Annotated in this window: 8 protein-coding genes; 4 read left to right on the top strand and 4 right to left on the bottom strand. The window is 63.6% G+C overall.

The features are described 5' to 3' along the window. Positions 1-221: 221 nt before the first annotated feature. Positions 222-2,300: a PQQ-dependent dehydrogenase, methanol/ethanol family gene (locus IE122_RS15535; RefSeq protein ID WP_189622161.1), complete on the top strand. Its 2,079-nt coding sequence runs from the start codon at positions 222-224 to the stop codon at positions 2,298-2,300. Between the two features lie 99 nt (positions 2,301-2,399). Here the strand turns inward: IE122_RS15535 and IE122_RS15530 are convergent, their stop codons facing one another. Together IE122_RS15530 and IE122_RS15525 are read right to left on the bottom strand one after the other, a co-directional pair. Then, entirely contained in the window at positions 2,400-3,728 is a 1,329-nt protein-coding gene (locus IE122_RS15530; RefSeq protein ID WP_189622160.1) for a 2-hydroxyacyl-CoA dehydratase subunit D, read from the bottom strand. Positions 3,729-3,771: 43 nt separating this feature from the next. Next, complete coding sequence (locus IE122_RS15525; protein ID WP_189622169.1) at positions 3,772-4,968, bottom strand: 2-hydroxyacyl-CoA dehydratase subunit D; 1,197 nt, start codon at positions 4,966-4,968, stop codon at positions 3,772-3,774. A gap of 311 nt (positions 4,969-5,279) precedes the next feature. Between IE122_RS15525 and IE122_RS15520 the strand changes: the two genes are divergently transcribed. Then, positions 5,280-8,210, top strand: coding sequence for a TonB-dependent receptor plug domain-containing protein (locus tag IE122_RS15520; protein ID WP_229814256.1), 2,931 nt, complete (start codon positions 5,280-5,282; stop codon positions 8,208-8,210). 211 nt (positions 8,211-8,421) lie between these two features. Here IE122_RS15520 and IE122_RS15515 read toward each other — a convergent pair whose 3' ends face one another. Continuing rightward, positions 8,422-10,056, bottom strand: coding sequence for a class I adenylate-forming enzyme family protein (locus IE122_RS15515; RefSeq protein WP_189622158.1), 1,635 nt, complete (start codon positions 10,054-10,056; stop codon positions 8,422-8,424). Between the two features lie 281 nt (positions 10,057-10,337). Here IE122_RS15515 and IE122_RS15510 point away from each other — a divergent pair, with 281 nt between their 5' ends. Together IE122_RS15510 and IE122_RS15505 are read left to right on the top strand one after the other, a co-directional pair. After that, positions 10,338-11,126: an SDR family NAD(P)-dependent oxidoreductase gene (locus IE122_RS15510; RefSeq protein ID WP_189622157.1), complete on the top strand. Its 789-nt coding sequence runs from the start codon at positions 10,338-10,340 to the stop codon at positions 11,124-11,126. A gap of 73 nt (positions 11,127-11,199) precedes the next feature. After that, positions 11,200-11,925: a TetR/AcrR family transcriptional regulator gene (locus tag IE122_RS15505; protein WP_189622156.1), complete on the top strand. Its 726-nt coding sequence runs from the start codon at positions 11,200-11,202 to the stop codon at positions 11,923-11,925. Here the strand turns inward: IE122_RS15505 and IE122_RS15500 are convergent. Continuing rightward, entirely contained in the window at positions 11,917-13,107 is a 1,191-nt protein-coding gene (locus IE122_RS15500; RefSeq protein ID WP_268249026.1) for a CaiB/BaiF CoA transferase family protein, read from the bottom strand. The two genes, IE122_RS15505 and IE122_RS15500, sit on opposite strands and share 9 nt — an antisense overlap. Positions 13,108-13,273: the final 166 nt, after the last annotated feature.

The raw sequence follows: 13,273 nt of genomic DNA, 5'->3' as shown, positions 1-13,273 counted from the left end.
TCGCAGGTTCAAATCCTGCCCCCGCAACCAATATATCATCCCATCCAAATCACACAGGTGGCTGCTATAGCGCTGCCTTATTGCGTCCATGCCGAACGCATATTGTACCGTGCGCGGGTGCCGCTTCACAGCCGGCTTTCGTCGCCCCGATTCCGCGTCTTGCGGAACGGCGCGGGCGCAAGACAAGCATCGCAGCCTCGTGGCGCGGATCGGGAGTGGATATGGCTGGATTGAAGCGCAACGTCGCTGGTGCGCTGCTGGGCGCGTTGCTGGCATCGTGTTCGGGCGGGCGTGATGAAGCCGGCGATGGCAACTGGACGCTTTACGGGCTGGACAGCGCCGAGCAGCGGTTCAGCCATCTGGAGCAGATCACCCCGGAAACCGTCGGCCGGCTTGGCCTGGCATGGAGCATGGACCTGCCAGCGCAGGCGCGTTCTTTGCAGGGGACGCCGCTGGCGATCGACGGTGTCCTTTACTTCTCGACATCGCCGTCGAAGGTCTACGCTGTCGAAGCGGCGACCGGCAAGCAACTGTGGGAGTATGACCCGCAGGCCGGCATCCAGCATCCGCGCGTGCTGCGCACCAGCCACCAGGGCAGCCGGGGGATTGGCTACTACAAGGGCGCGATTCTCCTCGCCAGCCTGGACGGGCGGCTGATCTCGATCGATTGCAAGACCGGTAAGCCGCGCTGGATCGTCAACACCATCGAGGAAGCGGATTCGCGCAAGGTCATCACCGGCGCGCCGCGTGTGTTCGCGGGCAAGGTCATCGTCGGCAATTCCGGCGCGGATTTCGGCACGCGCGGCTATGTGACGACGTATGATGCCGAAACCGGCCGCAAGCTGTGGCGGTTCTACACTGTTCCCGGCGACCCGGCGAAGGGCTTCGAGGACAAGGCGCAGGAGATGGCGGCCAAGACCTGGACCGGCGAATGGTGGCGCTGGGGCGGCGGCGGTACCGTGTGGAACGGGATCACCTACGACAAGGAGCTGAACCGGATCTACATCGGCGTCGGCAATTCCTCGAACTACAACCCGGCCCAGCGCAGCCCCGGCGGCGGTGACAACCTGTTCCTCGCCTCTATCGTCGCGCTCGATGCCGATACCGGCAAGTATGTGTGGCATTACCAGGAAAACCCGCGCGAGGCATGGGACTGGAAGGCGACGAACGAGATGATCCTGACGCAGATGGACATCGGTGGCGAAAAGCGGCCGGTGCTGATGCAGGCGGCGATCAACGGCTTCTTCTATATCCTCGACCGGCGCGACGGAAAGCTGCTGTCGGCCAACAAATATGCCAAGGCGACCTGGGCGGACCGCATCGACCTCAAGACCGGCCGTCCGGTCGAGATCAAGAACGCCCGCTACGAAGATGGTCCGGTGACGATGTATCCCTCGCAGCTCGGGGCGCACAACTGGCAGGCGATGTCCTACAATCCGGAGCTTGGCCTGGCGTTTATCCCGATCCTGAAGCAGCCCGGCACCTATTGGACTACGCCGGAAAAGGCCAAGGAAGCGGAGAGCTTCGTGCTGGGCGTCAAGCACTATGAATTCGCGCTCGGATCGCGGTTCAGCCTGGCCAAGGTCGAGCCGGATGACGGCACCGGCGGCTTGCTCGCCTGGGATCCGAAGACCGGCAAGGCGCGCTGGACGGTGAAGTACAAGACGGGCTGGAACGGCGGTACGCTGGCGACAGCGACCGGGCTGGTGTTCCAGGGAGACGCAGCAGGCTGGTTCCACGCTTATGAGGCGGGGACCGGCAAGGAACTGTGGAAGTTCGATGCGCACAACGGCATCATCGCGCCGCCGATCACCTATCTTGCCGGCAATCGGCAATATGTGACGCTGCTGGTCGGCTATGGCGCAGCCGCGCCGGACGATCCGGGCTGGCGTTTCGGCAAGCACCTGCCGCGCGTTCTGACCTTCGTGCTGGACGGCAAGGCCAAGCTGCCCGCGACCCCGCCGCCCAATCCGCCGCTCGAAATCTTCGACAACCCGGCGTTCAAGATCGATCCCGCATCGGCTGCGCGCGGGCGCGACCTCTGGCTGCGCAACTGCTCGATCTGTCACCGGCCGGGCGGCGGCACCGCCAACTGGCCTGACTTGCGCGAATCCGCCATGGCGCACGATTACGAGAGCCTGCGCAAGATCGTGAAGGACGGCGCGCTGGCCCAGCTTGGCATGCCGCAGTTCGACGAACTGTCGGACCAGGACATCCACGACATCAACAACGCGGTATACGACTATTCGCGCAAGGCCCTGCGCGGTGAGAAGGAAGACGGGACGACCCGGCTGTTCTGACCCAGCGCGAAGTGATGAAGACGGCCCCGGAAGCGATTCCGGGGCCGTTTTTCTGTCCGATCTTGCGCGACGGAAGTGGCAGTGCCACCGTGTGTCGGTTCAGCGTCCCGCCATCGCCTTCACATCGATGGATTCCAGCATGGCTTCCAATCGGGTGTCGAGGATCGCGTCCTTGTAGAACGAGGCATCAGCGACATCGCCTTCGAAGAACATCGTCTGGATGCCCGCCTTCTGCGCCATCTTGGCCATGATCATCTGGCCGTTCGACGCCGAGCGGCAGGTGCGGGTGGAGTGGAAGACGACGCCGTCGATATTGTACTTCTCGCAGTCCTTGATCAGCAACTGCCCCAGAACCTTGGCATTGTGGTTGAACGGGCACAGCAGATAGTGCTTGGCCATGCCCAGCAGCGGGTCTTCCACGTCGATCAGGTGCGGTTCGTGCCAGAACGAGGTGTGGGTATAGCGGCCGCAGACCACCGCGGCGTCGTTGGCGGCGAACTTGTTGGCGAGCCAGCCGACCTTGTTCCAGTTCATGATCCCGTCGAACGCCAGGCGGTAGCGTTCGCGCGGGAGGGCGGGGATGCCCTCTGCCACCCGCTGTTCGATTTCGGTTTTCACACCGGCGAAGAAATCCACCAGGTCCTGGTTGCCGGGCAGGAAGTTGATCGGGGCGATGCAGGCGACCCAGTCCCAGAAGGTGGCCGGGGTCGGCTGCGCCTTGCACAGGTCCAGAGCGTCCATCCGCAGTTGCCCGGCGATCTTGATGTAATGCATCGCCTCGCGCAGTTTTTCCCAGTCGAACGCCCGCCCGGTGGTATGTTCGAGGAAGGCGATCAACTGGCGGAGCTGGTCGGCGACATAGCGGGCAGCCGCTTCCCACTCCTCGCCCTTGATGTAATCGAAATCGGGCTGGTTGCCCCACAGCAGCGGGTAGGACACCTTGAAGAACGGCAGCGACTTGTCGAAGATGCGGTAGGAAATCTCGTCCCACTGCTGGCCGGTGCTGCACCCGGCATAGGCGTTGACGATCAGGTCCGGCGCGGGGAGCCGCGAGGCGAGGACCATATCATCGGCGACGGCCGTGCTCGCCGGGTTCTCCGCCTCGCGGCGGGTCAGGACTGCGCAGCCCAGCGTGGTGCGGGCATAGGAGCACAGTTCGCGCAGATAGCCATATTCCTCGCCCATGGCCTGGGCCGGGCCTTCCATGTGGGTGGCGGCGAGGCGGGCCCCGAACGCTTCGGCATGGCACCACTCAATCCCCATCGCCTGGAAAATCGGATTGAGCGCGGCCCCGTTGTACCAGACGACGGTGGCACCGCGTTCGCGCGCGGTGAAGATGTTGTCCCAGTAATCCTTGACGAGTTTGCCGCCGGCGCGAGTGCTGGTGAGGCGGTTGGCGGGGGCGGGGGTTTGCAGTGGCTGGTTCATGCCGGAATTCTCCTGGAGCGGGCGCCGGGGGCGCAGCAAGCGGTCAGTGAGCGGCCACGCCGCGCTTCATGGTCTCGACAAGCGCCTCGACCCGGGTCTTGAGCATTTCGAGCGCCAGCCCCTCATGCTCGGTCTCGATGAGCAGGAAGGGGATGTCGCGGGCGAGCAGCGCTTTGCGGATTTCGGGGAAGTAGAGCATGTGCGGTTCGCAGAACTTGGGCAGCAGGATGATCGCCGCCTGCGATCCGCTGGCCTCTATTGCGGTCAGCAACGTGTCCGCCCCATCCACCGTCTTTTGCGCGCGGGTGCCGCACGGGACCGTGACGTTGCGGTTGAAATACCAGTCGGTCAGCGCATCAAGCGGATCGCCGGTTGCATCGACGTCGGTGGCGATGAAGCGATAGCCGGTGAACAGATCGTCGTCAGCGATCGATACGCCGCAGCTTTCGATCATGTCGAACACCTCGGGACGCGGGGCATGGCAATAGTGGCCTGACAGGAACAGCCGCACAGCGCCGGAAGGTGCCCCGGCAGCGGCCTGTGCCAGCGCCGGGACCAATTGTTCCATGATGGCGATGTGCTCCGCCACGTCCATCACCATCGCAGACTGGACGATGGCCTGCATCTGCCGGGCGCTGATCCGTGCGGTGCCCGCGCGGCGCATGTCCATCACCTTGCGCATCAGTGCCCGGTCGCGGTTGTAGAGCGCGATGCTGTCGGCGAGCGCGGCAGCGGACGGGGCGGTGCCGGTCAGCGCGGCGAGCGCGGCGGCCATCTCGGCAATCCGTTCGCGCACGGCGACGCGCGATGCCGGTTCGTCCATCGAAGCGGGGAACTGGGCGAGGTGGATAGGGCGATCCTCTATCGCGAAGCGCAGCGCGTCGAGCGCGCCGAGCAGGGCGACGCAGTGATCGACGGCGTAGATCGCATCGAACACGTCCAGCCGGCCCTTGGCCCCCTGATCGGCCAGGCTGCGCGAGTAGGCGCAGTAGAATTCATAGATGAGGCTGCGCCCGTCGGTGATCGCCTCGCTCGATTCCTGCACAAGCGAGGGCAGGGCACCGGCAGCATGCACCAGTTCCAGCGGGAAGTTCATCGGCAGCACACCCACCGCCTTGCGCCCGGTCCGGCGTTTCCAGCGAGCCACGTATTCCAGCGGCGCAGCAGCGGCTTCGGACAGCGTGCCGAGGAGACGGACGACGGTCGCATCGACCGATCCGGCTGCGTTCTCGAAAATCATATCAGACAAGACATACCCCGTTTTGAGCGGCGACCAGCGTGGCGATCATCAGCATTTCGGCTGACCCTGCGTGCCACGGGGTCTCTGTAACAGATGCTTATAGTGATTCGAACTCACCTTAGGATTACCAGACTTCGTTTTCCGGTCAAACAGTCGATTTTAATTCATATAAATAAAGTAAAATCATAGGTTTAAATCTAAAAAACCGGTTTACGAAAATCCCGGTTTACGCCCGCCGGATTGGTGCGTTAAAACGGCTTCACGTTTGAACGACTCACACAAAGTGAGAATCATTCGAGGGAGACAGAAAGATGGGTGAGGTTTCGACAGGTTTGCGGCACGCACGAACGGCAAGCGTGGCCGCGCTGGCGGTTGCGCTGGGAGTGGCGGGCGCGCCGGTTGCCTGGGCTCAGGACACGCCGCCCCAAGACGCTGCGGAAGCAGCGCAGCCGGCCAACGATATCGTCGTCACCGGATCGCGCATCCAGCGCAGCGGCTTCGACACGCCTACCCCGGTCACCGCGATCGCTGCCGAGGCGCTGACCAAGGCGGCACCGTCCAACCTGCCCGATGCGTTGAATCAGTTGCCGCAGTTCAAGAATTCGCAAAGCCCGGCCTCGCGTGAACGCATCACGGTGAACAGCCAGGTACAGGTGGGCAACTTCCTCAACCTGCGTGGGCTCCAGCCGCAGCGCACTCTGGTGCTGCTCGACGGCGTGCGGGTGCCGCCCACCGCTCCGAACGGCGCGGTCAGCATCGATACGCTGCCCCAGGCTCTTGTGCAGCGCGTTGACGTGGTGACCGGCGGTGCCTCGGCGGTGTACGGCTCGGACGCGGTCGTCGGCGTCGTCAACTTCGTGCTCAACAAGAAGTTCACCGGCCTGCAACTCACCGCACAGAACGGCATCTCCACCTATGGCGATGCCCATAGCTACAAGCTTGGCGCGACCGGTGGCCTGTCGCTGATGGACGATCGCCTGCACATCCTTGCCAGCGTCGAGCGCAACTCGTCAGGCAAGGTCTCGCGGTTCGACAAGCGTCCGCTGGCGAAGGCGGGGAAGAACTACTGCACCATCGGCACTGGCACCGAAGCTTCGCCTTATACCCTGCTGGAAGGCTGCCACAGCCAGATTGCAACGTATGGCGGCCTGATCGGCGGGACCGCTACTCCCGCCGCGCTGAAGGGCAAGCAGTTCCTTCCCGACGGAACCATCGCCGCGTTCAACCCCGGTGGTGCCGGGGGCGTTGGCGGGGACGGCGCAGTCCTGCCCACCTCGCAAGACCTGATTGCCCCACTGGAAACCTGGCAGACCTTCGGACGCATCGCATATGAATTTTCGCCCGCGATCAGCGCCCATGTGCAGGGTTCCTGGTCAGAGGCGGTCAATGGCCGCTACGACCACGGCGCTACGGTGCTCACCGGGGGCACTGCGCAAGGGCTGATCATCCAGTCCGACAACTATTTCCTCAGACCAGAGGTTCGGGCGCTGATGACACCTGGATCAACGTTCACCCTTGGGCGCTGGGTTGATCCCGAAGTCGCCAAGGCGATGGGCAAGAACGACCTGCCGATCCCGACCACCAAGCAGACGTCGCGCAGCCTGATGCTCAATGCGGGGCTCGAGGGCAGCATCGGTGGGTCGTGGAAGTGGGATGCGAACTACGTCCACGGCGAAACCAAGTTCCACTCGGACACGCACGAAGTGAACATGCTCAAGCTGTTCGCGGCGGTGGATTCGGTGAACGACGGGGCGGGCAACCCGGTTTGCCGTGTCAGCATCACCAACCCGGGGCTTTATCCCGGCTGCGTCGCGTTCAACCCGTTCGGGGTGGGGGCGCCGTCTGACGAGGCGATCGACTATGTGTTCGCGCATTCGATCTGGTCGGTGAAGAACAGGATGGACAGCGGGTCGGTCAACCTGACCGGCAAACTGTTCAACACTTGGGCCGGCCCGGTCTCGGTGGCGGTCGGCGGCGAAATCCGCAAGCAGTCGCTGCTCCAGACCAGCAACGCCGATCCCGGCGTGCCGATCGATCTCACCGGCTTGCGCGGGCTGCCCGCCTTCCCGGTGCGGTTCAACACCGTCAATGTCGGCTCGGCCAAGGGCTCGGTGAACGTCAAGGAACTTTACGGCGAAATCGAGGTGCCGCTGGCGCGCGACATGCCGTTCCTCAAGTCGCTGAATGTCAGCGGCGCGGCGCGCTACACCGATTACAGCACCAGCGGCGGCGTGACGACCTGGAAGCTCGGTGCGGATTACCAGCCGTTCAGCGATCTGCGTCTGCGCATCACCAAGTCTCGCGACATCCGGGCACCCAGCCTTTATGACCTTTTTGCCGGCGATCAGCAATCGCTGCGCGTGATCGTCGATCCGCATACCGGGGTTTCCAAGCCGGTCATCAGCGTGGTCACCGGGAACAACACCTTGACGCCCGAGATCGGCAACACGCTGACGTTCGGCGGTGTCTATCGGCCAAGTTGGTTGCCGGGCCTGGGGCTGTCTGTCGATGCTTACGATATCAAGATCAAGGATGCGATCACCTCGATCGATCCGGTGGTCGCGCTTCAGTCCTGCGAGGATTCGGGCGGTACCGGGCCGACCTGCAGCCTGATAGACCGCCCGCTGCCGTTCTCGGATCATTCGGCCGACAACTTTCCCAATTCGATCACACAGTTGCCGATCAACGTTGCCACCCTGCGCCAGCGCGGCATCGATTTCGAACTCAACTATGCGCTGGATGCGGCAGAGCTTATTCCCGGCGCAAACGGCAAGTTCCAGGTCCATGGGCTGCTGTCGCACATCTACGATTTCAAGACCGACCTCGGTCTGAACCAGCCCATCCAGCAAAGCGCGGGCTATCGCACCATTCCCAAGTGGAGCGGTTCAGTGTCAGTATCGTATGACAGCGAGAAGTTCGGCATCTTCATCCAGGAGCGCTTTACAGGCTCTTACAAGATGGCGCTCTACAAGCGTCTGGATACCGGTGCGGATGGCCAGCACTTTGCTAATGCCGATCATGCCCCGAACATCGGTTATACCGACGTGACCATCACGGCCCGGCCGCTGGCGGATAACCCGCGCGCAGAGCTCTTCCTGACCATCAACAACCTCTTCAATGCCAAGGCCCCGGTGCTGTTTCCCAGCGCCGCGAACTCGGTGAACCTCTACTATCCGACGGTTCGTTCCACTTACGACATCATGGGCCGCTACTTCACGGCCGGCGTCCGGGTTAAGTTGTAATCCCTCACGGATTGCACAGGAAAGGGGGCGGGGCCGCAAAGCCCCGCCCCCCTTTTGCCCTCCGGGTCTTTAGAGCCAAGGGCATGAAATCTGAATCACTTGCCGTTCGTGTCGAGCGAAGTCGAGACACCTGAGTACAGCGTCAGCGTGTCTCGACTTCGCTCGACACGAACGGAACTCGTGGTGCTGGTTAAACGCTCGATGCTCTAGCTCAGCGCGCAGGGCGTGGGATAAGGCGGCCTTCGCGCAGCCAGTCGCTCAGCGCGAATTTCTGGATCTTGCCCGACGAGGTGAGCGGGAAATCGCGCGTTTCGCACCACAGCGCCGGTGTCTTGTGCGGGGCAAGGCGATCGCGGCAGAACTGGTGCAGAGCTTCGAACGAGAGCGCATGCCCCTCTGCCGGTTGGACCACCGCCAGCACTACCTCGCCCCAGCGTTCGTCGGGCAGGCCGATCACCGCCGCCTGGGCTACGGCGGGATGATCGAACAGCGCGTCCTCGATCTCGCGCGGGTAGATGTTCATCCCGCCGCGGATGATCATGTCCTTCAATCGGCCGCTGATCGACAGATAGCCGCGAGCGTCCAGCGTGCCGAGATCGCCGGACCGCAGCCAGCCTTCGGGCGTCAGCACGGACGTGGTTTCCGCTTCGCGCCCGAAATAGCCGATCATCGTCTGGTAGCCCCGGAACCAGATTTCGCCGGTTGCCCCGGTGGGTAGCGGAGCGCCGGTTTCGGGATCGCGGATGGCGATCTCCACGTTGGGCAGCGCCCGGCCCAGGGTGTGGGCAAGCTCCTGCGCGCCATCGCCGATCGCGGTGGTCGATACCGTGCCGCTCGCCTCGGTCTGTCCGAAGGTTATCATCATCCGGCAGCCGATGCGCTGGGCCACCCGGTCGAACAGCGCGGGCGGGACCGGCGCTGCGCCGGTCAGCAGGACTTCGATGCTCGACAGGTCAAACCGGGCGCAATCGGGGTGATCGAGCAGGGCGAGGATCATCGTCGGGACCAGCAGCATCGCGTTGCAGCGTTCGGCCTGCGTCAGTTCCAGCGTCAGCGCCGGGTCCCATTCGGGCATCAGCACATAGGCACCGTGCTGCGACAGCGTTGCCATCGACGTCAGTACCGAGCCACCGACGTGGCACATCGGCATTGCATTGAGCCATACGCCATACCGCCGAAAGCCGATGCGTTCGGCGACATAGCGCGGCGGGTTGATCGCGCCGCGATGGTGCAGCACCGCGCCTTTGGGGCGTCCGGTGGTGCCCGAAGTGAACTGCACCAGCAACGGTGCGTCGGGGCTAACGACCGGCAGCGTGGCTGCGGCCGAATCGCTGGCGAGGAATTGCGACCAGTCCGCAAGGGCAATGGTGGCAAGGCCGGGAAGCCGCGCGGAACGGATCGCATCGGCCATCGCGGCGATATCGCTGCCGCGCCAGGTTCCGGAATGGAACAGCGCGACGGCACCGCAGTCCTCCAGAATTGCCGCCATTTCGGCCTCGCGATACGCGGGGTTGGCGGGTACCAGCACCATCCCGGCCAGCGCCACGCCATGCTGCAGCATGACCCATTCGGGGCAGTTGGGGGCGCAGATCGCGATACGATCTCCGGGCTGGAACCGGACGAGGAGGGCGCGCGCGACGTTTTCGGCGATTTCGAGAAGTTCGGCGTATGTCCAGCGATGGCGTTGCGCCGGATCGGCAACGCCGGAAACCAATGCGATCCTTTCCCCAGACACAGCTGCCGCTTCGCGCAGCAGGCCGCCCAGCGTCATATCGCGGACGGTATCATCACGGGTGGATGACGCTGCGGTTTGCAGCGCTGCGTTATCGATCGAGGGCGATGCCATTTCGCGAAACCTTCTCCTGCTTCCGCCGCCGCGTTGGCGGGCGAAACACAATCTATTTTAACTCACTAAGCTCTGCTGAAAAAGTGCCGACGCGTCAACAGCGCTAAGGCTTGTCCGGGTCGTCCGCGCATCAACATGTGTTATAAATCATTATATATCAGATATAAAAATAGGAAATCTGAACCGGATTGCCGCGGCGGCAAAGCTGCAGCAAAGTTTTGACAATGAACTCACCTGTTTATACCGTGCCGCGTGCAAACTGCCATGGAGAGCCGAGTTCAATGTCTGTCAGCCATATCGTGCGTCCACTCGAACAATCGCGCCTGATCGTCACCGGAGGAACCTCGGGGACCGGCCTTGCCACCGCGCTGGCCTTTGCCGGGTCAGGGTTGCGCACGATGGCGCTGATCGGCCGTAACGCCGAGCGGGGTGAGGCGGCGCGGGCGAAAGTGCTGGCGGCATTTCCCGACGCGCAAGTGGAATTCATCGCTGCCGACGCCGCTGATGCGATGCAGGCACAGGATGCGGTCGATCGGGCCGGCAAGGCGATGGGCGGAATCGATATTCTGGTCAACAGCACTGTCGCCGCAGTCGTGCCGCAACTGTTTCACCTGATCCCGATCGAGCAACTGGCCGCCATCGCCGGTGAACAGATGATCGCGCCGATCCACATGTGCCGGGCGGCCATGCCGTGGATGCGCGAGCAGAACGGCGGTGCCATCGTCAATATCGCGTCCGATGCCGGGAAGGCGACCACGCCGGGCGAAAGCGTGATCGGCGCGGCAATGGCCGGCATCATCATGTTCACCCGGACCCTGGCAATGGAAGCCAAGCGCAGCGGGATCCGGGTCAATGCGATCACCCCGTCGCTGATCGAAGGGACGATCGCCTATCATCGCACCATGGGTGACGAATTCAGCAACAAGCTGTTTTCCAAGGCGGTCAAGATGGCACAGCTCGGGCTGACCCAGCCGGAGGATCTGGCCGGAATGATCGTGTTCCTGTGCGGGCCCGGCGGTGCGCGGATTACCGGGCAGGCAATCAGCATAAACGGCGGCATTTCTGCGTGATTATTACCCCCGTCCGGCAGGGTGACGATGGCGGGGTGACAAGCCGCACAATTCGCGCGAAAAGCGCGGGCACATGACCCACAGACCGATCATCACCAAGGCCCGCCGTCTCTCCAAGGACAAGCGGATGGCCGATATCCTGCACGTCGCGCGCGCGGTTTTGCGCGAACGCGGGTCCGATCAGTTCGCCACCGGCGAAGTGGCGCGGCTATGCGGCGTGTCGGAAGGCACGATCTACAAGTACTTTGCCAGCCGCCGCGATCTGCTGATCAAGGTGGCTGAAGCCTGGTTCGAGGAATTCGTCGAAGACGAACATCCGCACGATCGTTCGCTTAGCGTGCGCGAACGGCTGATGCTGGGGGTGCGCCAGCACCTGTCGATCATTCGCGCCGAACCGGCGCTGACCCGGTTCCTGCTGACCGACCTGCGATCGGACCCGCAATACCGCACGATGCGGATTTACCAGCTCAACCGCCAGGCGGCGCAGCGCTTTTCCAACATCATCGCCGATGGCGTGGCGAGCGGCGATTTCCGCGCCGACGCCGATGTGCGGCTGGTGCGCAACATGATCCTGGGCTGCATCGAGTACTCGATATGGTCCTATCTGCGTGGCGAGAGTGACTTTGCTGTCGAAAGTTCGGCGCAGGCGATCGCGGACGTCATCCTGCGCGGGATCGCGGTCAAGGAAGGCGGCGGGGCGGGGCTTCACGGCGAACTCTCGCGCCTGTCCGCCCTGATCGACCGGATGGAAGCGCGCGACGCCGCGCAGGACGAACCCGGCCCCGCCGCCTCAGCCTGACGTGTCCGGGCCGGCGGGAATGATCCCCGCTTCGGCCAGGGTTGCAATCGTCGCCTCTGGGATGCCCCACGCCTTCAGCGCCTCGCGGCTGGAGACTGCCGGATCGAGCGTACCGTGGCGTACTGCGCCCGGCGTTTGTGCAAAGCGCGGGGCGGGGGCCGGGCCGACCACGCCGTCGGTTTCCACCAGCAGGGCGCGTTCGCGCACCACGGGGTGATCCTTCATCTCGTCCATGTCGAGGATGGGGGATACGCAGGCGTCCGTACCGTCGAACAGCGCGGTCCATTCGGCCCGGGTTTTGGTAGCGAAAACGCCCGCGATCGCGGCGCGCAGTTCGCCCCAGCGGCTTTGATCATTCTGCCGGGGCAGGTCGGCATCGGCGAGGCCGAGGATGTCGAGCATGATCCTGTAGAAGCGCGCTTCGACCGCGCCGACCGCCATGAACTTGCCGTCCGAGGTAGGGTAGGTGGTATAGAACGGCGATCCGCCATCCACGCTGTTGCTGCCGCGGGTGTTGGACCAGATGCCAGCCTGGCGATAGCCGAGGTGCATGGTCATCAGGCTGACCGCGCCGTCCAGCATCGCGCCGTCGATCACCTGCCCCTTGCCGCTGGCGCGGGAGGCGTGCAGCGCGGCGAGCAGGCCCATCGCCAGATATAGCGACCCGGCGGCAAAATCGCCCACCAGGTTAAGCGGGGGCACTGGCGCGCCGCCCGGATCGCCGATCGCCGCCAGCGCGCCGGACAAGGCGATGTAGTTGATATCGTGCCCCGCCATCTGCGCATAAGCGCCGCTCTGGCCCCACCCGGTCAGGCGACCGAACACCAGCGCCGGGCTTATCCCGAGGCAGACATCGGGGCCGAGGCCGAGCCGCTCCATGACGCCGGGGCGGAAGCCTTCGATCAGGATATCGGCCGAGGCGATCAGGCGTTTGACGGTTTCGATGCCATCGGCCGATTTCAGATCGATCGCCACTGCCTGCTTGCCCCGGTTGAGCAGATCGAAGCGCGGCTCGATATCGAAGCCAAGGTCGGTAGTGGACAGCCGGGCCACGCGCAGCACCTGCGCGCCCATGTCCGCCAACAGCATGCCGCAGAACGGCCCCGGACCGATATTCGACATCTCGACCACGCGCACGCCTTGGAGGGGGCCCTGTCCGCTTGCTTCATGAGGTTGGGTCATAAAGTGATTTGAACTCACGTTTTGATGTCGGCCGTTCGTTTTGGGGCAGTGCCGCTGGCCGGACAAGGTTGAAGTATTTCACGTATAGCGCGGTATTCGATAAATTTTCATGGCAGGAAGGACGACCCTGCCGTGCGATCGACGAGATGAATGATACTCAGTTTAT

This window comes from Novosphingobium colocasiae (assembly GCF_014652555.1).
Lineage (GTDB): Bacteria > Pseudomonadota > Alphaproteobacteria > Sphingomonadales > Sphingomonadaceae > Novosphingobium > Novosphingobium colocasiae.
The sequence above is the reverse complement of the archived record's forward strand: the minus strand, read 5'-3'. Positions and strand labels throughout refer to the sequence as shown.

Coding starts and splice junctions, on each gene's coding strand:
- IE122_RS15510 (WP_189622157.1), top strand. CDS start 10,338: ATGTCTGTCAGCCATATCGTGCGTCCACTCGAACAATCGCGCCTGATC.
- IE122_RS15520 (WP_229814256.1), top strand. CDS start 5,280: ATGGGTGAGGTTTCGACAGGTTTGCGGCACGCACGAACGGCAAGCGTG.
- IE122_RS15525 (WP_189622169.1), bottom strand. CDS start 4,968: ATGATTTTCGAGAACGCAGCCGGATCGGTCGATGCGACCGTCGTCCGT.
- IE122_RS15515 (WP_189622158.1), bottom strand. CDS start 10,056: ATGGCATCGCCCTCGATCGATAACGCAGCGCTGCAAACCGCAGCGTCA.
- IE122_RS15530 (WP_189622160.1), bottom strand. CDS start 3,728: ATGAACCAGCCACTGCAAACCCCCGCCCCCGCCAACCGCCTCACCAGC.
- IE122_RS15535 (WP_189622161.1), top strand. CDS start 222: ATGGCTGGATTGAAGCGCAACGTCGCTGGTGCGCTGCTGGGCGCGTTG.
- IE122_RS15505 (WP_189622156.1), top strand. CDS start 11,200: ATGACCCACAGACCGATCATCACCAAGGCCCGCCGTCTCTCCAAGGAC.
- IE122_RS15500 (WP_268249026.1), bottom strand. CDS start 13,107: ATGACCCAACCTCATGAAGCAAGCGGACAGGGCCCCCTCCAAGGCGTG.